The 21988-nt window shown below is 41.8% G+C and carries 20 protein-coding genes; 10 read left to right on the top strand and 10 right to left on the bottom strand.

Annotation, left to right across the window (positions count from 1 at the left end):
* Positions 1-908, top strand: a 908-nt coding sequence (locus HMPREF9184_RS01670; protein ID WP_009444135.1) for an IS3 family transposase, incomplete at its 5' end; no start/stop codon positions are given.
* Between the two features lie 54 nt (positions 909-962).
* On the opposite strand, the gene glgP is transcribed toward HMPREF9184_RS01670, so the two are convergent.
* Positions 963-3221 carry a glycogen/starch/alpha-glucan family phosphorylase gene (gene glgP / locus HMPREF9184_RS01665; protein ID WP_000937165.1) on the bottom strand — a complete coding sequence of 753 codons (2259 nt, stop codon included), beginning with the start codon at positions 3219-3221 and terminating at the stop codon, positions 963-965.
* A gap of 24 nt (positions 3222-3245) precedes the next feature.
* Positions 3246-4763, bottom strand: a complete 1518-nt coding sequence (malQ, locus tag HMPREF9184_RS01660; RefSeq protein ID WP_000747305.1) for a 4-alpha-glucanotransferase — start codon at positions 4761-4763, stop codon at positions 3246-3248.
* 475 nt (positions 4764-5238) lie between these two features.
* On the opposite strand from malQ, the gene HMPREF9184_RS01655 reads away from it, so the two are divergent.
* From HMPREF9184_RS01655 to HMPREF9184_RS01635, 5 genes are all read left to right on the top strand, one after another.
* On the top strand, positions 5239-6507 hold the full coding sequence (locus HMPREF9184_RS01655) for an extracellular solute-binding protein (RefSeq protein WP_000095464.1): 1269 nt from the start codon (positions 5239-5241) through the stop codon (positions 6505-6507).
* A 124-nt stretch (positions 6508-6631) separates the two neighbouring features.
* Positions 6632-7924, top strand: a complete 1293-nt coding sequence (locus tag HMPREF9184_RS01650; protein ID WP_000414948.1) for a sugar ABC transporter permease — start codon at positions 6632-6634, stop codon at positions 7922-7924.
* Between the two features lies 1 nt (position 7925).
* Positions 7926-8768, top strand: coding sequence for a sugar ABC transporter permease (locus tag HMPREF9184_RS01645; protein WP_001065657.1), 843 nt, complete (start codon positions 7926-7928; stop codon positions 8766-8768).
* A gap of 181 nt (positions 8769-8949) precedes the next feature.
* Complete coding sequence (locus tag HMPREF9184_RS01640) at positions 8950-9750, top strand: DUF1189 domain-containing protein (RefSeq protein ID WP_000938262.1); 801 nt, start codon at positions 8950-8952, stop codon at positions 9748-9750.
* Between the two features lie 9 nt (positions 9751-9759).
* The gene (locus HMPREF9184_RS01635; protein ID WP_001145434.1) at positions 9760-10746 is read left to right on the top strand and encodes a LacI family DNA-binding transcriptional regulator; all 987 of its coding nucleotides are present in this window, start codon (positions 9760-9762) and stop codon (positions 10744-10746) included.
* A 33-nt stretch (positions 10747-10779) separates the two neighbouring features.
* On the opposite strand, the gene HMPREF9184_RS01630 is transcribed toward HMPREF9184_RS01635, so the two are convergent.
* From HMPREF9184_RS01630 to HMPREF9184_RS01600, 7 genes are all read right to left on the bottom strand, one after another.
* Positions 10780-11721, bottom strand: a complete 942-nt coding sequence (locus tag HMPREF9184_RS01630; protein WP_000806304.1) for a YitT family protein — start codon at positions 11719-11721, stop codon at positions 10780-10782.
* A complete protein-coding gene (gene aspS, locus HMPREF9184_RS01625) occupies positions 11699-13462 on the bottom strand; it encodes an aspartate--tRNA ligase (protein WP_000830908.1) in 1764 nt (587 codons plus the stop codon). Before aspS ends, HMPREF9184_RS01630 begins: the two co-directional genes overlap by 23 nt.
* A 158-nt stretch (positions 13463-13620) precedes the next feature.
* Positions 13621-13851: a hypothetical protein gene (locus HMPREF9184_RS01620; RefSeq protein WP_000832175.1), complete on the bottom strand. Its 231-nt coding sequence runs from the start codon at positions 13849-13851 to the stop codon at positions 13621-13623.
* 17 nt (positions 13852-13868) lie between these two features.
* Positions 13869-14510, bottom strand: coding sequence for a CPBP family intramembrane glutamic endopeptidase (locus HMPREF9184_RS01615; protein ID WP_000698077.1), 642 nt, complete (start codon positions 14508-14510; stop codon positions 13869-13871).
* Positions 14511-14731: 221 nt separating this feature from the next.
* Positions 14732-16012: a histidine--tRNA ligase gene (hisS, locus tag HMPREF9184_RS01610; protein ID WP_000775867.1), complete on the bottom strand. Its 1281-nt coding sequence runs from the start codon at positions 16010-16012 to the stop codon at positions 14732-14734.
* 76 nt (positions 16013-16088) lie between these two features.
* Positions 16089-17336 (bottom strand): hypothetical protein, encoded by a 1248-nt coding sequence (locus HMPREF9184_RS01605; RefSeq protein WP_001050368.1) that lies wholly within the window; start codon positions 17334-17336, stop codon positions 16089-16091.
* 189 nt (positions 17337-17525) lie between these two features.
* Positions 17526-18377, bottom strand: a complete 852-nt coding sequence (locus HMPREF9184_RS01600; RefSeq protein ID WP_000434989.1) for a helix-turn-helix domain-containing protein — start codon at positions 18375-18377, stop codon at positions 17526-17528.
* A gap of 123 nt (positions 18378-18500) precedes the next feature.
* Between HMPREF9184_RS01600 and HMPREF9184_RS01595 the strand changes: the two genes are divergently transcribed.
* Positions 18501-18842, top strand: coding sequence for a metal-sulfur cluster assembly factor (locus HMPREF9184_RS01595; RefSeq protein ID WP_001204052.1), 342 nt, complete (start codon positions 18501-18503; stop codon positions 18840-18842).
* A gap of 174 nt (positions 18843-19016) precedes the next feature.
* Here HMPREF9184_RS01595 and ilvD read toward each other — a convergent pair whose 3' ends face one another.
* Entirely contained in the window at positions 19017-20720 is a 1704-nt protein-coding gene (gene ilvD, locus HMPREF9184_RS01585; protein WP_000137341.1) for a dihydroxy-acid dehydratase, read from the bottom strand.
* 220 nt (positions 20721-20940) lie between these two features.
* Between ilvD and rpmF the strand changes: the two genes are divergently transcribed.
* The 3 genes from rpmF to HMPREF9184_RS01570 all read left to right on the top strand — a co-directional run bounded on the left by rpmF (position 20941) and on the right by HMPREF9184_RS01570 (position 21881).
* Positions 20941-21123 carry a 50S ribosomal protein L32 gene (gene rpmF, locus HMPREF9184_RS01580; RefSeq protein WP_000290417.1) on the top strand — a complete coding sequence of 61 codons (183 nt, stop codon included), beginning with the start codon at positions 20941-20943 and terminating at the stop codon, positions 21121-21123.
* Between the two features lie 15 nt (positions 21124-21138).
* The gene (gene rpmG / locus HMPREF9184_RS01575) at positions 21139-21288 is read left to right on the top strand and encodes a 50S ribosomal protein L33 (protein WP_001265622.1); all 150 of its coding nucleotides are present in this window, start codon (positions 21139-21141) and stop codon (positions 21286-21288) included.
* 74 nt (positions 21289-21362) lie between these two features.
* Positions 21363-21881, top strand: a complete 519-nt coding sequence (locus HMPREF9184_RS01570; RefSeq protein ID WP_000232494.1) for an HXXEE domain-containing protein — start codon at positions 21363-21365, stop codon at positions 21879-21881.
* The last annotated feature ends 107 nt before the right edge of the window (positions 21882-21988 follow it).

Below are 21988 nucleotides of genomic sequence, written 5' to 3'. Positions count from 1 at the left end.
TACCTAAAAAAGTTAAAAGAGTTAGAGGAAAGGGACGAAGCCCTAGAGCGAGAAAGGCAGAGACAGTTAGAGAAATGGTTTCAGGAGGATTTCGACTAGATTTACTTCTTGAAACAGCACGTTTAGCTCGCTCGACTTACTATTATCAATTGAAGCAACTGGATGGGGTTGATAAAGAGCTTAAAACCGAAATTCAGGCCATTTATAATGAGCATAAAGGAAATTATGGCTATCGGAGAGTTACTCTTGAACTAAGAAATCGCGGTTTTGTAGTAAATCATAAGAAAGTTCAACCTCTGATGAATGTCCTTGGTTTAACGGCTCGAATTCGTCGCAAACGTAAGTATTCTTCCTACCAAGGAGAGATTGGCAAGAAGGCAGAGAATCTCATTCAACGCCAGTTTGAAGCATCAAGGCCGATGGAAAAGTGCTATACGGATGTGACAGAGTTTGCCATTCCAAATAGCACTCAGAAATTGTATTTATCGCCTGTTTTAGATGGCTTTAACAGCGAAATCATCGCTTATCATCTTTCTACTGCGCCCAACTTAGAACAAGTGAAAACTATGCTGGAGCAGGCATTCACAGAGAAACACTATGAGAATACGATTCTCCACAGTGACCAAGGCTGGCAATACCAACACGATTCTTATCATCTGTTCCTTGAAAGTAAGGGAATTCAAGCATCCATGTCACGCAAGGGCAACAGCCCAGACAATGGTATGATGGAGTCCTTCTTCGGTATTTTGAAATCGGAAATGTTTTATGGTTATGAGAAAACATTTAAGTCACTTAAGCAATTGAAACAAGCTATTGTAGACTATATTGATTACTACAACAATAAACGAATTAAGGTCAAACTAAAAGGACTTAGTCCTGTGCAATACAGAACTAAATCCTTCACTTAAATTATTTGTCTAACTTTTTGGGGTCAGTACAAAAGGTGCGTTTTTTGTTTCATCTTAGTTCAAGTGCCAGATGTCTTCGTTGTACTGAGCGATTGTACGGTCAGATGAGAAGAATCCTGCTTTAGAAATGTTAACGATGACTTTATCTAACCATGCGTCACGGTCTTCGTAGTCAGCAAGCATTTGCTCTTTGACTTTGATGTAGTCTTCCAAGTCAAGGAGAGTCATGAACCAGTCTTTGTTGATCAATTCGTTGTAAAGACGTTCCAAGCGTTCTTTCTTGCCTACTGCAAGAACAGCGTCACTCACGATGAAGTCAACTAATGGTTTGATAGCTTTACGAGCGTAGAATTCGCTTGATTTGTAAGCTGCTTTTGCGTAAAGGTCGATAACAGTTTCTGAATCTTCACCGAAGATGTAGATATTTTCGTCGCCAACCAACTCAGCAATTTCCACGTTAGCTCCGTCCATAGTACCAAGAGTCAAAGCTCCGTTCAACATGAATTTCATGTTACCAGTACCTGAAGCTTCTTTAGAAGCAAGTGAGATTTGTTCTGAGATATCACATGCTGGGATGAGGAAGCTTGCTGCAGTAACGTTGTAGTTTTCAACCATAACCACTTGCAAGTGTGGAGCTACTTCTGGATCATTTGCAATCACTTCTGACAAGCAAAGGATCAAGTGAATGATGTCTTGGGCGATTGTGTAGGCAGGAGCTGCTTTACCACCAAAGAAGACTGTGATTGGACGAGCAGGGATGTTACCAGCCTTGATATCAAGGTATTTGTGGATGACATACAAAGCGTTCATTTGTTGGCGTTTGTACTCGTGAAGACGTTTGATTTGGATATCAAAGATAGAGTTTGTATTGATTTCCACACCTTGGTGATCTTTCAAGTGACGAGCCAATTTACGTTTGTTGTGAGCCTTGATGCTTTCCAATTTTTCTTTGACAGCTGCTTTGTCTTCGTAAGACAAGAGTTTTTCAAGCTCATCTGCTTCATGGTGCCATCCCTCTCCAATAATCTCATCCAAGTAGTGAGATAGTCTTGGGTTGGCATGCATGAGCCAACGACGGAATGTGATACCGTTTGTTTTGTTGTTGAATTTTTCTGGGTAGATGTCGTAGAAAGCTTTCAACTCAGAGTTTTTCAAGATTTCAGTGTGAAGAGCTGCAACCCCGTTTACGCTGTATCCATAGTGGATATCCATGTGAGCCATGTGAACACGTCCACTCTCATCGATGATTTGAACAGCTGGATCTTTGTATTCTGCTTTCACACGACGGTCCAATTCTTTGATGATTGGTACCAAGTGAGGAACCACTTCTTGCAAGAATTCAAGAGGCCATTTTTCAAGGGCTTCAGCAAGGATTGTGTGGTTAGTGTAGGCAGTCATGCTACGAACGATAGAGATTGCTTCATCAAGCTCGATACCACGTGCAGTCAAAAGACGGATCAATTCAGGGATCACCATTGATGGGTGAGTATCGTTGATTTGTACAACTGCGTAGTCCGCAAGGTCATGCAAGTTGCTTCCTTTTTCGATTGCTTCGTCAATAATCAATTGCGCACCGTTTGAAACCATGAAGTATTGTTGGAAGATACGGAGCAATTCACCTTGCTTGTCGCTGTCGTCTGGGTAAAGGAAAAGAGTCAAGTTGCGAGCGATATCCGTCTTGTCAAAGCTGATACCATCTTCGATGATAGAAGAATCAACTGAATCCAAGTCAAACAAACGCAAGCGGTTTTTAGTAGCTGTTTTGTAACCAGGTACGTCGATATCGTAAAGAGTAGATGTCAATGTGAAGTGTGCGAATGGCACTTGGTAGCTACGACTTGAGCGAACCAACCAGTTTTGCTCAGTCAACCAAGCGTTAGGAATCGTTTCTTGTTGGTTGTTTTTAAGAACTTGTTGGAAAAGACCAAAGTGGTAGTTCAATCCAACACCGTCACCATTCAAACCAAGTGTAGCGATTGAGTCGATAAAGCAGGCTGCCAAACGTCCCAAACCACCGTTACCAAGTGATGGTTCCAATTCTACTTCTTCGATTTCGATTAACTCTTTACCTGCAGCTGCAAGTTCTTTTTTCACATCGTCGTAAAGACCAAGGTTAATCAAGTTGTTTGATAAGAGTTTACCAATCAAGAACTCAGCCGAGATGTAGTAAACTTTTTTCTTACCAGTGTTGACTGGTTTTTGGCTGCTAGCAAGCTTGCTGTAGTTGAGAAGAGCAAGGTAAAGCTCTTCATTGCTACATTCTGCAATGGTTTTATTGTAACGCTTTTGTACAAATTCGTTTAATGGTAACATGTTTATGTGTCTCCTGATATTGTCTTATTTCTTTAATTCTACCAAATTTTCATTAATTCGGCGATAAATTGTAGTCAAGTCAAGCAAAGTTTCTTCAACAGCTGGTGTGAGTTGGTCTGCTGTCATACGCCAAGACCAGTTTCCACCAAGAGTAGATGGGTAGTTCATGCGAGCCGCCTCATCCAATTCTAGCAAATCTTGCATAGTTGCAATGGCCATGAAGCTAACAGATGAAAAGACTGTACGAAGCATTGCGTGCGGCACTGTTTCATACTCTTTACGGTTGGTGTAACGCGCCATATACTCACGAGTTGGATCGTCAATCTCATTACGGTACCAACCAAGGACTGTATTGTTATCGTGTGTTCCTGTGTACATAACAGAGTTGGCAGGTGCCAAGTGTGGGCTATCGATGCTTTCATCTTCTGGATTGAAGGCGAATTGAAGAATCTTCATTCCTGGGAAGCCGGTACGTTCACGCAACTCGATAACCTCATCTGTCATGAAACCAAGGTCTTCTGCGATAATGTTTAGCTCACCAAGCTCTTTCTTAACGGCTGCAAAAAGCTTGTAGCCAGGACCTTTCACCCATTTACCAGGGGCTGCTGTATCGGAACCAGCAGGAATTTCCCAGTAAGATTCGAAACCGCGGAAGTGGTCGATACGAACGATATCATAGATCTTAAAGCTTTCGCGCAAGCGTTCAACCCACCATTTGTAACCGTCTTTGTCCATTGCTTCCCAGTCATAGATTGGGTTTCCCCAAAGCTGACCAGTGGCAGAAAACTCATCTGGCGGGCAACCTGCGATGCAAGTTGCTTTACCATTGGCATCTGTCTTGAAGAGGTGTGGATTTGCCCACATGTCGCTTGAGTCTTCCGCAACGTAGATAGGCATGTCCCCAACGATTTCGATATGGTTGTCGTTAGCATAAGCTTTCAATTTCAACCATTGTTGGAAGAAGAAGTATTGAGTCACACGGTGGTAAACCAACTTGTCTGCCAATTTCTCACGGTAGCTTTCAAGTGCTGAAGCTTTACGAGCACGAGCATCTGCATCTGACCATTCTGTCCAAGCAAGATTGTCAAAATGCTCTTTAATCGCCATATATTCTGCGAAGAGTTCAAGCCATGATTGGTTGTCTTGAGCAAACTTCTCAAAAGCTTTGACGTCTCCCACTTCCAAGAAACGTTTAACTGCTTTTTCTAAAAGCGGACGACGTGCGTAATAAATCTTCGCATAGTCGACTTCAGATGCATCACTACCAAAGTCAACACCTTCAAGATCACTAGCTTCGAGCAGACCTTGCTCTACCAAGATATCAAGGTCGATAAAATGCGTATTTCCTGCAAAGGCTGAGAATGATTGGTATGGAGAATCTCCATAGCTTGTTGTCCCAAGAGGGAGGATTTGCCAGTAACGTTGCTTGGTACGGACCAAGAAATCAACGAAATCATAGGCAGACTGACCAAATGATCCAATCCCGTATGCTCCTGGTAGAGAAGAGATGTGCATCAACACACCACTTTGACGTTTTTTCATAATAGCACCTCATGTGTTTGTTATAAAACGTTGCGCAACAAGGCGCAAACGTTTGCGTTGATTCAAGTATAACGTATTTTAAAGACAAATGCAAGCGTTTTTAAAAAAATTTTTGATTTCTTTTTATTCAAATGCAACTCAATACCACTGTTACTTTACGAAATGAAAACTTTTCCCAAAATGATTTTATAATTTAAGATAGTTAGATACAACTATCTGCTGGCTTCTCTCTAAAAATAAGCGAAATCTACGCAATCGTTTTCCTAATCTTAACATTTTATAAGAAAATGAACCTTTATCACCTTTCTTCCTATTTATAAAGCAATTCTCCTCTTTATAAACCTTAAAGTTTTTTTAAAATTTTTTCAAAAAAAGCTTGCAACCGTTTTCTGTTTGTGCTATACTGGACTGGTAAGGGAAAACGTTTGCGTTTTCCCATCAAATAAAATTTGTTATTCTTTAGGAGGAATACACTATGTCATCTAAATTCATGAAGAGCGCTGCTGTGCTCGGAACTGCTACTCTCGCTAGCTTGCTCTTGGTAGCTTGTGGAAGCAAAACTGCTGACAAAGCAGCTGATACTAGCTCTTCAGAAGCAAAAGAACTCACTTTCTACGTTGAAGATCAATATAAAGCCTTTGCTGAATCAGCTGCAAAAGCTTATGAAAAAGAATCTGGCGTAAAAGTTACCATCAAAACAGGAGACCAAATGGGTGGTCTTGATAACCTTTCTCTAGACAACCAATCTGGTAAGGCTGCTGATGTCATGATGGCTCCATACGACCGTGTAGGTAGCCTTGGTACTGATGGACAACTTTCTGAAGTTACTCTTGGTGACGGAGCTAAAACAGACGATAAAACAAAATCTCTTGTGACTGTTGGTGGCAAAGTGTACGGTGCTCCAGCCGTTATCGAGTCTCTCGTAATGTACTACAATAAAGACTTGCTAAAAGAAGCTCCTAAAACTTTTGGTGACCTAGAAAATCTTGCTAAGGACAGCAAATACGCTTTCGCTGGAGAAGACGGAAAAACTACTGCTTTCCTAGCTGACTGGACTAACTTCTACTACGCATACGGACTTCTTGCTGGTAACGGAGCTTACGTATTTGGTGATAACGGTAAAAATCCTAAAGACATCGGTCTTGCTAACGACGGAGCAATCAAAGGTCTCGAATACGCTAAAACTTGGTACGACAAATGGCCTAAAGGTATGCAAGATACTGAAGGTGCTGGAAACTTGATCCAAACTCAATTCCAAGAAGGTAAAACAGCTGCTATCATCGATGGTCCTTGGAAAGCTCAAGCATTCAAAGATGCTAAAGTAAACTACGGTGTTGCAACTATCCCAACTCTTCCAAACGGTAAAAACTACGAAGCCTTTGGTGGAGGTAAAGCTTGGATCATCCCATCAAGCACTAAAAACCTTGAAGGCGCTCAAAAATTTGTAGACTTCCTTGTTTCAACTGAACAACAAAAAGCATTCTACGATGCAACGAACGAAATCCCAGCAAACACTGAAGCTCGTGCTTACGCTGAAGGTAAAAACGATGAGTTGACTACAGCTGTTATCAAACAGTTCAAGAACGCTCAACCAATGCCAAACATCTCACAAATGTCAACAGTTTGGGACCCAGCGAAAACTATGCTCTTTGATACTGTAAGCGGTAAGAAAGATGCTAAAACAGCTGCTAACGATGCTGTAACATTGATCAAGGAAACAATCCAACAAAAATTTGGTAACTAATTGATTTGTTCAAGGGGGGTGGAAGTGAAATCCCCCTTTGAATGTATAGATACGCTTCTTATCAGATACACGTATCTTGCGGTTGAATCCGAGTTTTATCTCACATCCTATGAAAGGAGTAATCATGGAAAAACAACAGCCTCGCAAAGCAGCCTTGCTGTCAATCATTCCTGGTTTAGGACAAATCTATAATAAACAAAAAGCTAAAGGATTGATTTTCCTTGGTGTTACCGTTTTATTTGTTCTGTATTTTCTAACACTTGCAACCCCTGAATTGAGCAATTTGATCACACTTGGTGTGAAACCTGGTCGTGACAATTCACTTTTCATGCTGATTCGTGGTGCCTTCCACTCTATCTTTGTTGTCGTTTACTTGCTCTTTTATATCTTTAATATCAAAGACGCACATACGACTGCTAAACGTATCAACAACGGTATTCCTGTAGCTCGTACCTTCAAGGATATGATTAAAGGTATTTATGAGAATGGATTCCCATATCTTTTGATCATCCCATCGTATGTAGCAATGACATTTGCGATTATCTTCCCAGTTATCGTAACCTTGATGATTGCCTTTACCAACTATGACTTCCAACACTTGCCACCAAACAAATTGTTGGACTGGGTTGGTTTGACGAACTTCACAAATATCTGGAGCTTAAGTACCTTCCGTTCAGCCTTTGGTTCCGTTCTTTCTTGGACCATTATCTGGGCTTTGTCTGCTTCTACTTTGCAGATTGTGATTGGTATCTTCACCGCTATCATTGCTAACCAACCATTTATCAAAGGAAAACGTATCTTTGGTGTTATTTTCCTTCTTCCTTGGGCTGTTCCAGCCTTCATCACTATCTTGACATTCTCAAACATGTTTAACGATAGTGTTGGTGCCATTAATACGCAAGTCTTGCCTCTTTTGTCTAAGGTTCTTCCTTTCCTTGACGGTGCTCTTATCCCTTGGAAAACAGACCCAACTTGGACGAAGATTGCCTTGATTATGATGCAAGGTTGGCTAGGATTCCCATATATCTACGTTTTGACCTTGGGTATCTTGCAGTCTATTCCTAACGACCTCTATGAAGCGGCTTACATTGATGGTGCCAATGCTTGGCAAAAATTCCGCAACATCACTTTCCCAATGATTTTGGCTGTTGCGGCACCAACATTGATCAGCCAATACACCTTTAACTTTAACAACTTCTCTATCATGTACCTCTTCAACGGCGGAGGTCCTGGTAGCGTTGGTGGTGGAGCCGGTTCAACTGATATCTTGATCTCATGGATTTATCGTTTGACAACTGGTACAGCCCCTCAATACTCTATGGCGGCAGCTGTTACCTTGATTATCTCAATCATTGTCATCTCTATCTCTATGATTGCATTCAAGAAACTACACGCATTTGATATGGAGGACGTCTAAGATGAATAACTCAATCAAACTCAAACGTAGACTGACTCAAACCCTCACTTACCTCTACTTGATTGGCCTTTCAATCGTGATTATCTATCCACTTTTGATTACCATTATGTCAGCCTTCAAGACTGGTAATGTCGTAGCCTTTAAACTAGATGGTAACGTCGACTTTAGCTTTGATAACTTTAAAGGGCTCTTCACCGAAACCTTGTATGGTACTTGGTACCTTAATACTTTGATTATTGCCTTTATCACAATGGCTGTACAAACAAGTATCATCGTACTTGCTGGTTATGCATACAGCCGTTACAACTTCTTAGCTCGTAAACAAAGTTTGGTCTTCTTCTTGATCATCCAAATGGTGCCAACTATGGCCGCTTTGACCGCCTTCTTCGTTATGGCCCTTATGTTGAATGCCCTTAACCATAGCTGGTTCCTCATCTTCCTCTACGTTGGTGGCGGTATCCCTATGAACGCTTGGCTCATGAAAGGCTACTTCGACACAGTACCAATGTCTCTAGACGAATCTGCAAAACTAGATGGTGCAGGACACTTCCGCCGCTTCTGGCAAATTGTTCTCCCACTCGTTCGCCCAATGGTGGCTGTACAAGCTCTCTGGGCCTTCATGGGACCTTTCGGGGATTACATCCTCTCTAGTTTCTTGCTTCGTGAGAAAGAATACTTTACTGTTGCCGTTGGTCTCCAAACCTTCGTTAACAACGTGAAAAATATGAAGATTGCCTACTTCTCAGCAGGTGCTATCCTCATCGCCCTTCCAATCTGTATTCTCTTCTTCTTCCTACAAAAGAACTTTGTTTCAGGACTTACAAGTGGTGGCGACAAGGGATAATTTATCCCCGCCACCCTTTTTTCATTTTGGAGCTTGTTTGTAAAGTTAAAAGATTAGACACAAGACCACAAATAGTAGCCGAATCCTCTTTTCAAAAAGCAATCCATTTACTAGACTTGAAATAAAGTATATTTCTCTATATAATAATACTCATATAGAAAACACTTTTAGAAAGACGCCTATGCTTCCATATCCATTCTCGTATTTTACTAGTATCTGGGGATTTCGTAAGCCCCTGTCAAAACGTTTCGGACTCAACTGGTTTCAACTCCTCTTTACTAGCATTTTCCTCATCAGCTTGTCTATGGTTCCAATTGCTATTCAAAACAGCTCACAGGAAACCTATCCGCTGGATACTTTTATCGATAATGTCTACACTCCCCTGACAGATGAAGCAATCATGGATTTGTCAGAGAATGCACAAATCGTAGATGGAAAACTGAGCTATTCTGGAACTAAAAATCAGCAAGCTTCTCTTCTGATTGGACCGAGCTCAAGCAAGGAATTGCCAAAGGATTTGCAACTTCATTTTGATACTGAAGAACTCGTCATCAGCAAGGAAAGTAAGGAATTGACTCGCATTCGCTACCACGCGATTCAAACGGAGAGTTTCCAGGGCAAGGAAGCTTTAACCCAGGCTATTTCTAAAGACTGGTACCAACAGAACCGTGTCTATATCAGTCTCTTTCTCGTCCTTGGTGCTAGCTTCCTCTTTGGATTGAATTTCTTCATTGTCTCCCTTGGAGCTAGCCTTCTCCTTTATATCACCAAAAAATCACGCCTCTTTTCATTTAGGAGCTTTAAAGAGTGCTACCATTTTATCTTGAACTGTTTAGGATTGCCAACTCTGATTACGCTTATTTTGGGACTTTTTGGCCAAAATATGACAACCCTTATCACTGTACAAAACATTCTTTTTGTTCTGTATCTGGTCACTATTTTTTACAAGACACATTTCCGTGATCCAGATTATCATAAATAGGAGATTTTTATGCCCGTTACGATTAAAGATGTGGCCAAGGCTGCAGGTGTCTCACCTTCAACCGTAACCCGCGTTATTCAAAACAAATCAACGATTAGCGATGAAACCAAAAAACGAGTTCGCAAGGCTATGAAGGAGCTCAACTACCATCCCAATCTCAATGCTCGTAGTCTAGTTAGCAGCTATACTCAAGTTATCGGTTTGGTATTGCCTGACGACTCGGATGCCTTCTACCAAAATCCTTTCTTCCCATCTGTCCTAAGAGGGATCGCCCAAGTCGCATCTGAAAACCACTACGCTATTCAGATTGCAACTGGGAAAGATGAAAAAGAACGTCTCAATGCTATTTCTCAGATGGTTTATGGTAAACGTGTCGATGGTCTGATCTTCCTCTACGCTCAAGAAGAAGATCCACTGGTGAAGCTCGTAGCGGAAGAACAGTTTCCTTTCCTCATCCTTGGAAAATCCCTCTCACCCTTTATCCCACTGGTCGACAATGATAATGTCCAAGCCGGTTTTGATGCAACTGAGTATTTCATCAAAAAGGGCTGCAGCAGAATTGCCTTTATCGGAGGAACCAAGAAACTTTTCGTTACACAAGACCGTCTAAGAGGCTATGAATCCGCACTCAAACAACACCAACTTTCGATTGATACCAACTTAACCTACTTTGCGACAGAATTTCTAGAAGAAAAAGGTTATCGATTCAGTGAACTCCTATTTAATCACGATCCGCAGATTGACGCTATCATCACAACCGACAGCCTTCTAGCTGAAGGGGTTTGCGACTACATCAGTAAACATCAATTAAATGTTCCTGTCTTGAGTTTTGATTCTGTCAATCCTCGACTCGACCTAGTAGCCTATGTTGACATCAATAGTCTTGAACTTGGACGGACATCATTTGAAACGATTTTGCAGATTATCAATGACGCGAAAAATAATAGACAGATTTGTTACCGTCAGTTGATTGCCCACAAAATTATCGAAAAATAAAGACCAGCCTTGGGGCTGGTCTTTTGAGTATTATTAATTGTCTGTTTCTACGAATCGTCCTAGGATGTGGACATTTTCGGATACAGAGACAAAGGCTGTCGGATCGACCTGTTTCATGATGTGTTTAAAATCATTAAACTCTGCTCGCGTGATAACAGTAATCAAGACTGCTTTTCTCTCATGATTATAGGTTCCTTCTGCATCGTGGATCATGGTAGCCCCTCGGTGCAATTTTTTATGGATTTTTTCGATTACCTTGTCAGGATTACTGGTCACAATCATGGCCTGCATGCGTTTTTGCTTGGTAAAGACCGCATCTGTCACACGACTGGATACAAAAATGGTAATCATGGAGTAGAGAGCGTATTTCCAACCAAAGGTCAAACCAGCAATCAACATGATGGTCCCATTGACCAAGAAGGAAATACTGCCGACATTCCTCCCTGTTTTCTTGCGAATGGTCAGGCTAATAATATCTGTACCTCCACTGGAAATACTATTGCGCAAAGCAAAGCCGATTCCCAAGCCCATGACAACACCCCCAAAAAGGGCATTGATGATGGGATCCTCTGTCAGCGTCACAACGGGCACAAGCTGGATAAAGAGGGAACTCATGGATACTGTGATAAAGGTAAAGATTGTAAACTTATGCCCAATCTGATACCAGGCCAAAATCATCAACGGAAAATTAATAGCATAAAAGGTTAGCGATATCGGAATGTAAAACCCAAACCAGTGATGACTCAAGGCAGAGATAATCTGTGCCAGACCTGTCGCACCACTGGAGTAAACGTGCCCTGGTTGAAAAAAGAAATTGACCGCTACTGCTGACAAAAAGCCATAAACCAGAGAAGCCGATACTTTCTCATCATATTTTTCCCGAGAGATACTTTGTAAGACACGTAAAATTTTTATCTGATAAGCAAAGCGGCGCAGATAATAGCGCCACCGCTTAGTTCGTTTCGCTTGTTTCATCTTGTTCTACTTGTAGACTGAGTTCTTCTAGTTGTTTGAGAGCGACTGTTGATGGGGCTTGTGTCATTGGATCCGTCGCCTTGTTGTTCTTAGGAAAGGCAATGACTTCACGGATGTTTTCTTCTCCTGCTAAGAGCATCACAAATCGGTCAAGTCCGATAGCCAAACCACCGTGTGGTGGGAAACCATAGTCCATGGCTTCAAGAAGGAAACCAAACTGGTCATTTGCTTCTTCAGCTGAGAAACCAAGAGCCTTGAACATGCGTTCTTGGAGGTCTTTTTGGTTGATACGAAGACTGCCACCACCAAGTTCATAACCGTTCAAGACGATGTCATAGGCAATGGCACGAACATTGGCCAATTCACCCTCTAGTTCGTGAGCTGTGTCTGCCTGTGGAAGAGTAAATGGATGGTGGGCGCTCATGTAGCGACCTTCTTCTTCAGACCATTCAAACATTGGCCAGTCAACCACCCAAAGAAAGTTGAATTTATCGTTATCGATCAAGCCAAGCTCTTTAGCAATACGACCACGAAGGGCACCTAGAGTTGCATTCGCCACTTCAAGTGTATCCGCTACAAAGAGAACCAAGTCCTTGTCTTCAAGACCAAGCGCTTCTGTCAAGTCTGCTTGGATATCCGTCAAGAACTTTGCAACTGGTCCGTTTAATTCTCCATCCACTACCTTGACCCAAGCAAGCCCCTTAGCTCCATACTGCTTGGCTACTTCGGTCATCTTGTCGATGTCTTTACGCGAATAGTTGTCCGCAGCGCCTTTAACGACAATGGCTTTAACAGCGGGTGCTTCTGAGAAGACTTTAAAATCAACACCCTTGACAACTTCTGTCAGGTCCTGAAGCAACATGTCAAAACGCGTATCTGGCTTATCAGAACCATAAAGAGCCATAGCATCGTCGTACTTCATACGAGGGAATGGCAGCGTTACTTCAATCCCTTTTGTTTCTTTCATCACGCGCGCAATCAAGCCTTCTGTGATATCTTGGATTTCTTGCTCCGTAAGGAAGGATGTTTCCAAGTCGACCTGAGTAAATTCAGGCTGACGGTCACCACGCAAGTCTTCGTCACGGAAACATTTGACGATTTGGTAGTAACGGTCAAATCCAGCATTCATCAAGAGCTGTTTGGTAATCTGTGGACTTTGAGGAAGAGCGTAGAAATGACCTTTATTGACCCGAGATGGCACCAAATAGTCACGCGCCCCTTCTGGTGTTGACTTAGAAAGGAAGGGGGTTTCCACATCGATAAACTCCAACTCATCCAAATAGTTTCGGATAGAGTGGGTCACCTTAGCACGAAGTTTGAGATTTTCCAACATTTCTGGACGACGAAGGTCAAGGTAACGGTAACGCAAACGCGTATCATCATTGGCCTCAATGCCATCCTTAATCTCAAATGGGGTTGTTTTAGCTGTATTAAGCACTGTCAAAGCTGTCACGTTTAACTCAACTGCACCAGTTGGCAGCTTATCATTGGCTTGCTCACGCGCAGTGACCTGACCTGTCACCTCGATGACAAATTCGCTACGAAGGTTTTCAGCTGTTGCCATAACCTCTGCTGAAACTTTTTCTGGATTGATAACCAACTGCATGATCCCTTCACGGTCACGAAGGTCGATAAAGATCAAACCACCTAGGTCACGACGACGGGCAACCCATCCTTTCAAGGTCATTTCTTGTCCGATGTGTTCCTCACGAACACGACCAGCATACATACTACGTTTCATTTCTTCTCTCCTCTTTTATTCTGTTACTATTTTACCATAAAAGCGCAGGCTCTTCATGAAAATCAGCAGAAAAGTTTGATTGTCTGTAAAAATCAAAACGAACAGTTAAAAAATCGTGACAACATCGAAAAATCCGATGAATACACCATCGGATTTTCTTATTTTGATTCTTGACCTTTTTTACGTTTTTCCGCGATTTCAGCCGCTTTTTTAGGCAGAACAATCACTGTTGCATAGGCCGTCGCAAAGCGCATGATTCCTGCAATAGGCGCAAAGACAACTGCTAGATAGTTGTAAAAGAAATCGCCTTTAAAGGCATAGGCAAGTGCCCCGATGATAAAGAAGAGAACGACCGCCTGTATCACTGCTAATAAAATTACTCGTTTCATGTGACCTCCTGACTCTATTATAGCATGAGTATCATCAAAAAGCCGATTAAATTATTCAAGGCATGTAAAGAAATGCTGTAAAAAAGGCCTTTTCGGCTCACATAAGCCAGACCCAAACTCAATCCCAGACTGGCATAAACTAAAAACTGTTGCAAAGTCCCTGGAAAATGAATCAAGGCAAAAAGCACACTTGATACGAGGAGAAACAGAGCTGTCTGTTTCATGTTGTCCTGCTTAGGAAAGAGATAGCGCGCCAGCATCCCTCTAAAGATGAGTTCTTCCGTCAGAGGAGCAAAGACCACTACCATAAAGAAACCAAAGACAGGCTGAGCCAATGTCAATTGTGATACAGTCTGTTGATTAGCCGACGGATCATCTGGCAAAAAGAACTGGGCTGTAATCGCCACTAGCAAAACCAGGGTTGGCAACCAAATATAACGATTAAAAGTCGTCGTCTGGATGCTAACCTTTTCTGTCTGATACCACTTGTAAACTCCATAAACATAGGCCCCTGACAGGGCGACATAAAGTGGTAAGACTCCAAAGATTGAAGCCCCTAGTCCAAGAGCTGATAACGCCATACTCTGAACCAGACCATAGCCAAAGAAAAAGGATAGAACAGCTAGCAGAAACCAGCCAAGATTTTTAAGTATTTTCATATGAGGCTCCTATTTGAAATGAAGTCTTACTATTGTTATTTGCATCATTTTGATGAAAATGTCGAATATAGCCACAATTAAAAGAGCTGATAAGCGAAGCGATCCTGTAAAAATAGAAACAATAGTAATGGTTTTATAAAGATATTTTTGAGCAAGCAAGAGCAATATTAATCCTAGAAAAAGAGAGTCAGGAATAAGAACCTGACCAGTTTTAAATACTATTAAAAGCCTAATCTTTCAAAGACTTCTGAGAAGTTTTGGCTGATTGCCTCAAGTGACACTTGAACTTCTTCTCGGGTTTGGTTGTTCTTAACTGTCACTTGTCCGCTTTCGACTTCACTCTCTCCCAGGGTGATGAGGGTCTTAGCCGCAAAGACATCGGCTGACTTGAACTGAGCTTTGAGTTTACGGTTAAGGTAATCACGCTCTGCTTTAAATCCTTGTTGGCGGAGAGCTTGTACCAATTCCAAGGCCTTGACATTTGCTCCTTCACCCAAGACTGCGATATAGACATCTAGGGCGTTTTCGATAGGGAGGGCCACACCTTGCTTTTCAAGGATGAGAAGTAGGCGTTCAACACCAAGTCCAAAACCAAATCCAGCAGTCTCAGGGCCACCAAAGTAGGAAACCAAGCCATCGTAGCGACCTCCTGCACAGACCGTCAAGTCATTGCCCTCGATCTCAGTGATGAACTCGAAAATCGTGTGGTTGTAGTAGTCCAGACCGCGCACCATATTGGTATCGATGATATAGTCTACACCAAGATTTTCCAACATCTGACGGACGGCATCAAAATGAGCTTGGCTTTCTTCATCAAGGAAGTCCAAGATAGACGGCGCATTTTCTACTGCCACCTTGTCTTCTTTTTCCTTAGAGTCCAAGACACGGAGAGGATTTTCCTCCAAGCGACGCTGGCTATCCTTAGACAAGGTCTCCTTGAGCGGTGTCAAATAATCAATCAAGGCTTGACGGTAAGCCGCACGACTCTCAGGATTTCCAAGAGTGTTAAGATGCAATTTGACACCTTGGATGCCAATTTCTTTTAAGAAATGAGCTGCCATAGCGATGGTTTCCACATCGGTAGCTGGATTGCTAGAGCCAAAACACTCGACACCAATCTGGTGAAACTGGCGCAAACGACCTGCCTGTGGACGCTCATAGCGGAACATAGGGCCCATGTAATAGAACTTACTTGGCTTTTGCACTTCTGGTGCGAAGAGTTTATTTTCCACATAGGAACGAACAACGGGCGCAGTTCCTTCTGGACGGAGGGTGATATGACGATCACCCTTATCATAGAAATCATACATTTCCTTGGTAACGATATCCGTTGTATCTCCGACAGAGCGACTGATGACCTCGTAATGCTCAAAAATAGGCGTGCGCACTTCTGCATAGTTATAGCGCTTGAAAATTTCACGGGCAAAGCCCTCAACATACTGCCACTTGGCAGACTCAGCAGGTAAAATATCCTGCGTTCCTTTTGGTTTTTGTAATTTCATAGGGAATCCTCTTTAAACTTAATAGTCTTATTTTACCATAAATAAAGGGATTAAAACAGTGAGAAAAAATTAGGATTCAAATATCATTTTTGAGATTAAGACTTGTCAAAAGGATAGCCAGCAAGGAAAGGACAACAAAAAAGATCCAAGTCAACTGCATATTCCATACGGCTACCAGTGAAAAACAGGCTATACCAAGAGGTACTGATAAGGTAAACAATAAACCTAAAAAATTACTGGTACGAGCTAGAACCTCTGGAGCTAGATTTTTCATGAGCATGGCACTAATCTTTGGTGAAACTTTACCAGACACATACAGAGTAAAAAAGAGAAATAGCAAACCAAGCACGACTTGATTGAATAAGTTAGCCAGACCAACTAGACTAACCCCCAATGTCGCCCACATCATCAATCTAGGCAAGGACTGCTTCCCAAAATAATCATTGCCCGTAAGGCTACTGATGATGATTGCTAATAAAACACAAACTTGTTCGATAAATAGTGCCTCTGTGTAAGAAAAATTCAAGAGAGAATGGCTCAAAAAGAAGATGTTATAAATGCTTCCCAGAGCGCCGCCCAGGGCATTGATAAGCAAGACAGCAAAGATCATGAAACCAAAGTTTTTCTGTCCACTTTTTAGAAAAACAAGACGTAAATTTCGGTAAATTGTTAGGAACTGTTCTTTTATAGAAAGCTTCTCATTTTTTAGGATTTCACCATCAGTAGATGAAATTGATAGGCTTAATTTACTTTTTCCTAAAAAGAGAATAGCAGCTGATACCAGGAAAAAACAGGCATTGATTCCAGCAACGAGAGAAAAATTATTGACCGATAGTCCTAAGAGCCAGACTCCGAAAGCTTGACCACCAATAGCTGAAATATAGGTGATGAACTGGGAAAAAGAATAAGCTTCCATCAGATCTTGTTCAGCTACTTTTTCCTTGATGAGAGGCATGCGCAAACCACCAGCAAAATCACTGATTACATCGCTAATGACATTGATCAAACACAGACTAGAAAAAGCAAAGAGACTAGCTTGCTGAACAACTAAAGCTGCTAGAAAAAATAAAACTGCCTGAAACAAACCGCTATAGACCATCCATTTGACCTTGTCCCTCGTGTAATCTGCCCGAATCCCTACAAAAACTGTAAAGAGAGTCGGAAGAATCATGACAATATTCGCCATAGCAACCGCAAAAGATGCTTGTGGCAAGGTCGACGCATAAACGATAAATACCAGGTTAAAAATTGAAGCACCAAAAGCATTGAAGAATCGTGACAAAGTCAAGAGTCGATAAGCTTGATTTCTGAACAATAGATTCATAGATAATCTCCCTTCTTGTTCTAATCCCTATATGAAGTATGACTATAGTATAGCACTTAGAAATTTAAGAGGGAGAACTTTTGAATATATGCAACAAATAAAAAAACGATAGAACTTCTTTAATGGCCTGAGAGAGATCCAGAGTTCTATCGTTTCAAATTTTAAATTATTTTCTTACCTTGCAGATATTCAAGCATCAGTCGTTTTTCTATAGTATTCGGCAGATTTGTTACAGCCAAGCATCTCAAAAATACGAACAGCATCTTCCATCTTTTTTTGTCCTTCCTTAACTCTGCCTTGCTTGCTATCAAGGAGACCTTCCGCCCACAAATAGACAATTCGGAAATAGGTCTCATTTTCCTTGTAGAAATGCTCTTCGATGACACGTTTAAAATAATGGGCATTGGTAAATTCTTCACATTCAATGCTAGCTAAAAAACCATTCAATAGCATGGTGTGAAACAGGTTTCGGTTTCCCTTCGTCTCCATTAAAAAATCAGATTTTCGGACCATTTCTCGTACATATCTAGTAAAAAGAGGAACAGATAAGAGTGGGGAACTAACTGAGAACAAATTGAGTTCATAGATTCCCCAAATCTCGGTAGAAAACAAATAATCATGAAGGACTTTCCCTTCCTCTGCTGTTAACTCTACCCTTTCATCCATGCTCTTCATATAAGACTTGATAATAATGGCATTTAGAATATGTTTCTGTTTGTTTTGAGAATGAGCATGCTTTTGATACTCCTTACGATACAGGCCTTCGAGAGGTGCTATATTCTTTGGATCCAAGACATCTATGATTTCTTTTCTCAACTCAGAATCTGTATCATAGTGAAAACCTCTCGCTAGGAAGAGGATTTCCTCCATACTCGCAGATATATTTTCCAGTGCAGATAGAAATTTTTCCACTGAAAGCTCACTCTGACCTGTTTCAAATCGGGATAACATAGACGGCGAAAATTGTCCCCCAGTTGCTTGTCTTAATGAGATATTTCTTGACTCTCGTAATTGTCTAAAGACTTTTCCAATCTGCTCCATAGGCTTCCCCTTGATTCAGTATTTTCTTCATTTTATCATATTTTTCAGAAAATTCATCAAAAACTTGCTAAATTGTCAGAATTATGAGAAAATAGAGGATATTTATCACGTGGAGGGACTGTTATGAGAGACGATATCAAAATCAATGACCGCGCTTTGGCCTTACAAGACCAAATTATCGAAAAACTAGAGAAGGTTTTTGATACAGACGTGGAATTGGATGTTTACAATCTGGGCTTGATTTATGAAATCAATCTGGATGAAACAGGTCTCTGTAAGATTGTCATGACCTTTACCGACACTGCCTGCGATTGTGCCGAAAGTTTGCCTATCGAAATCGTCGCAGGTCTCAAACAAATCGAGGGTATCGAAGATGTCAAGGTTGAAGTTACCTGGTCGCCTGCTTGGAAGATCACACGAATCAGTCGCTACGGACGTATTGCCCTTGGACTGCCACCCCGTTAATACTCTTCAAAAATCTCTTCAAACCACGTCAGCTTTATCTCCAACCTCAAAGCTGTGCTTTGAGCAACCTGCGCCTAGCTTTCTAGTTTGCTCTTTGATTTTTATTGAGTATAAGCAGGCAAATCACTTTTGAAGATGAAAAGAAGCAAGCCGAAGTTGGCTTGCTTTTTGAGTTTATTTTTTACCTGACTTGTCCATATTCCAGAAGTCTGTCACGGCTCCGCGAGAAGCGGATGATACGATGTGGGCATATTTACCAAGGACACCACGGCTGTAAAGCGGTGGCAAGGTTGTTTCTGCCTTGCGTTTTTCAAGTTCTTCTTCGGATACGGCCATAGAAATTTCTTTGGTATCTTGGTCAACTGTAACGATATCCCCTGGACGAAGGTAAGCAATCGGTCCACCATCCTGAGCTTCAGGAGCGATATGTCCGACAACCAGACCATAAGTACCACCAGAGAAGCGTCCATCTGTCAAGAGAGCAACCTTGTCTCCTTGACCTTTACCAACGATCATGGATGAAAGTGATAGCATCTCAGGCATACCAGGGCCACCCTTAGGTCCAACGAAACGAACAACGACAACGTCGCCATCAACGATTTCATCAGACAAGACAGCTTGGATAGCATCTTCTTCTGAGTCAAAGACCTTAGCAGGTCCAACGTGACGACGCACTTTAACACCTGATACCTTGGCAACCGCACCGTCAGGGGCAAGGTTCCCGTTCAAGATGATAAGCGGACCGTCTGCACGTTTTGGATTTTCAAGTGGCATAATGACTTTTTGGCCTGGTGTAAGGTCTGCAAAGTCAGCCAAGTTTTCAGCGACTGTCTTACCAGTACATGTGATACGGTCTCCATGAAGGAAACCATTTGCCAAGAGGTATTTCATAACCGCAGGGACACCACCGACTTCGTAGAGGTCTTGGAAGACATACTGACCAGATGGTTTCAAGTCAGCCAAGTGAGGCACACGTTCTTGGATCGTATTGAAGTCCTCAAGTGACAAGTCAACATTAGCCGCATGGGCAATAGCAAGCAAGTGAAGAGTGGCATTGGTAGAACCACCGAGAGCCATCGTTACAGTGATGGCATCTTCAAAAGCTTCACGAGTCAAGATATCTGATGGTTTGAGACCAAGTTCAAGCATTTTAACTACAGCACGTCCTGCTGCTTCGATATCTTCTTTCTTGTCAGCTGATTCAGCTGGGTGAGATGAAGATCCTGGCAAACTCATACCTAGGACTTCGATAGCAGTCGCCATGGTATTAGCTGTATACATACCACCACAGCCACCAGGTCCAGGACAGGCATTACATTCAAGACGTTTCACGTCCTCAGCTGTCATGTCACCATGGTTCCATTTTCCGATCCCCTCAAAAACAGAAACCAAGTCAATGTCTTTGCCATCAAGATTACCCGGTGCAATGGTCCCACCATAGGCGAAAATAGCTGGAATATCCATATTAGCAATGGCAATCATAGAACCAGGCATGTTCTTGTCACAGCCACCGATAGCGACGAAGGCATCAACGTTATGGCCCCCCATAGCAGCTTCGATAGAATCCGCAATAATATCACGAGATGTTAGAGAGAAGCGCATACCAGGCGTTCCCATGGCAATCCCGTCCGCTACGGTAATGGTTCCAAACTGTACAGGCCAAGCGCCTGCAGATTTGACACCTTCTTTAGCCAATTTCCCAAAATCATGCAAGTGGATGTTACATGGTGTATTTTCCGCCCAAGTCGAAATCACTCCCACAATCGGTGTTTCAAAGTCCTTATCTGTCATACCAGTCGCACGAAGCATAGCGCGGTTTGGTGATTTAACCATGCTGTCATAAATGCTACTGCGATGACGTTTATCTAATTCAGTCATCTTATCCCTCCCGTTTCAGTTTTTACTATTATAGCACAATTTCCGCATGAAGAACAGAATAAAATTCTTGAATTTTCAGAAAATTTCGATTACTATCTTTTAATTTTTTCATCTTTTTTTGTCAAGTAACTTTACTTTACAAAAAAAATGTGTTATCCTAGTATGGTTGATGAAAATCACTAGATTGAATCGAATTTAAATACCTAAAGGAGAAATCAAAATGGCAGTACCTGCACGTCGCACTTCAAAAGCGAAGAAAAACAAACGTCGTACACACTACAAAGTAACAGCTCCATCTGTAAACTTTGACGAAACTACTGGAGATTACTCACGTTCTCACCGTGTATCACTTAAAGGATACTACAAAGGACGTAAAATCGCTAAAGCTGCATCAGCTGAATAATAGAAGGGAGATACCATGCGCGTAAATATTACACTTGAACACAAAGAATCTGGTGAACGCTTGTACCTTACTTCTAAAAACAAACGTAACACTCCAGACCGTCTTCAATTGAAGAAATACTCACCAAAACTTCGCAAGCACGTTGTGTTTACAGAAGTTAAATAAGCATAACTCAAAACGCCTTACTGGGCGTTTTTTGCTTTATTGGTCAGCAATCTATAGCTTTTCAGGAGAGATTTATGGTATTTTATCTTTGGATGTTCCCGCTACTCTTTATCTTTCACGATATGGAAGAAATTATCGGTCTTGTCCCTTGGATTCATCTCAACGAAACCTTGCTGGCTCAAAAGGCTCCTGCTATTCTCAAGATTCACAAAGGAATTACAACAGAGGGATTTGCCCTTGCTGTTTTTGAGGAGTTTATTCTTGTCTTATCCATCACTTTATTAGCGTATCTTACTCAATCTAGAGCGCTCGAATTAGTTTGGTTAGGAGGATTTGTGGCCTTTGCACTTCATCTCTTGCTCCATATTGGACAATCAATTCTTCTCCGCAAGTATATTCCTGCTCTAATCACTTCTATCCTTTGTTTTCCTATCAGTGCTTATTTGATTATCGACATCGTGCATTTGTGGCAGGTTTCGACTAGCGAATTTTTCCTATTTTCACTGGTCGGTTCAGGCATCGTCGTCATCAATCTCCTCTTTGCTCTCTGGCTCGGGAAAAAGTATTCCGTCTGGCTTGCCCATAACCATTAACAAAAGTTCCTTGCAATTTCAATTTGCAGGGAATTTTTTATCCTCCTTCACAGTTAAGAAGTGTTCTATAGTTTTTTAAGACAAAGCAAAAAGCCCACTGTTGTAGG

This window comes from Streptococcus sp. oral taxon 058 str. F0407 (assembly GCF_000235485.1).
Lineage (GTDB): Bacteria > Bacillota > Bacilli > Lactobacillales > Streptococcaceae > Streptococcus.
The sequence above is the reverse complement of the archived record's forward strand: the minus strand, read 5'-3'. Positions and strand labels throughout refer to the sequence as shown.

Excerpts from the sequence above, each read along its gene's own strand:
- glgP (WP_000937165.1), bottom strand. The coding sequence starts at position 3,221 with ATGTTACCATTAAACGAATTTGTACAAAAGCGTTACAATAAAACCATT.
- malQ (WP_000747305.1), bottom strand. The coding sequence starts at position 4,763 with ATGAAAAAACGTCAAAGTGGTGTGTTGATGCACATCTCTTCTCTACCA.
- HMPREF9184_RS01655 (WP_000095464.1), top strand. The coding sequence starts at position 5,239 with ATGTCATCTAAATTCATGAAGAGCGCTGCTGTGCTCGGAACTGCTACT.
- HMPREF9184_RS01650 (WP_000414948.1), top strand. The coding sequence starts at position 6,632 with ATGGAAAAACAACAGCCTCGCAAAGCAGCCTTGCTGTCAATCATTCCT.
- HMPREF9184_RS01645 (WP_001065657.1), top strand. The coding sequence starts at position 7,926 with ATGAATAACTCAATCAAACTCAAACGTAGACTGACTCAAACCCTCACT.
- HMPREF9184_RS01640 (WP_000938262.1), top strand. The coding sequence starts at position 8,950 with ATGCTTCCATATCCATTCTCGTATTTTACTAGTATCTGGGGATTTCGT.
- HMPREF9184_RS01635 (WP_001145434.1), top strand. The coding sequence starts at position 9,760 with ATGCCCGTTACGATTAAAGATGTGGCCAAGGCTGCAGGTGTCTCACCT.
- HMPREF9184_RS01630 (WP_000806304.1), bottom strand. The coding sequence starts at position 11,721 with ATGAAACAAGCGAAACGAACTAAGCGGTGGCGCTATTATCTGCGCCGC.
- aspS (WP_000830908.1), bottom strand. The coding sequence starts at position 13,462 with ATGAAACGTAGTATGTATGCTGGTCGTGTTCGTGAGGAACACATCGGA.
- HMPREF9184_RS01620 (WP_000832175.1), bottom strand. The coding sequence starts at position 13,851 with ATGAAACGAGTAATTTTATTAGCAGTGATACAGGCGGTCGTTCTCTTC.
- HMPREF9184_RS01615 (WP_000698077.1), bottom strand. The coding sequence starts at position 14,510 with ATGAAAATACTTAAAAATCTTGGCTGGTTTCTGCTAGCTGTTCTATCC.
- hisS (WP_000775867.1), bottom strand. The coding sequence starts at position 16,012 with ATGAAATTACAAAAACCAAAAGGAACGCAGGATATTTTACCTGCTGAG.
- HMPREF9184_RS01605 (WP_001050368.1), bottom strand. The coding sequence starts at position 17,336 with ATGAATCTATTGTTCAGAAATCAAGCTTATCGACTCTTGACTTTGTCA.
- HMPREF9184_RS01600 (WP_000434989.1), bottom strand. The coding sequence starts at position 18,377 with ATGGAGCAGATTGGAAAAGTCTTTAGACAATTACGAGAGTCAAGAAAT.
- HMPREF9184_RS01595 (WP_001204052.1), top strand. The coding sequence starts at position 18,501 with ATGAGAGACGATATCAAAATCAATGACCGCGCTTTGGCCTTACAAGAC.
- ilvD (WP_000137341.1), bottom strand. The coding sequence starts at position 20,720 with ATGACTGAATTAGATAAACGTCATCGCAGTAGCATTTATGACAGCATG.
- rpmF (WP_000290417.1), top strand. The coding sequence starts at position 20,941 with ATGGCAGTACCTGCACGTCGCACTTCAAAAGCGAAGAAAAACAAACGT.
- rpmG (WP_001265622.1), top strand. The coding sequence starts at position 21,139 with ATGCGCGTAAATATTACACTTGAACACAAAGAATCTGGTGAACGCTTG.
- HMPREF9184_RS01570 (WP_000232494.1), top strand. The coding sequence starts at position 21,363 with ATGGTATTTTATCTTTGGATGTTCCCGCTACTCTTTATCTTTCACGAT.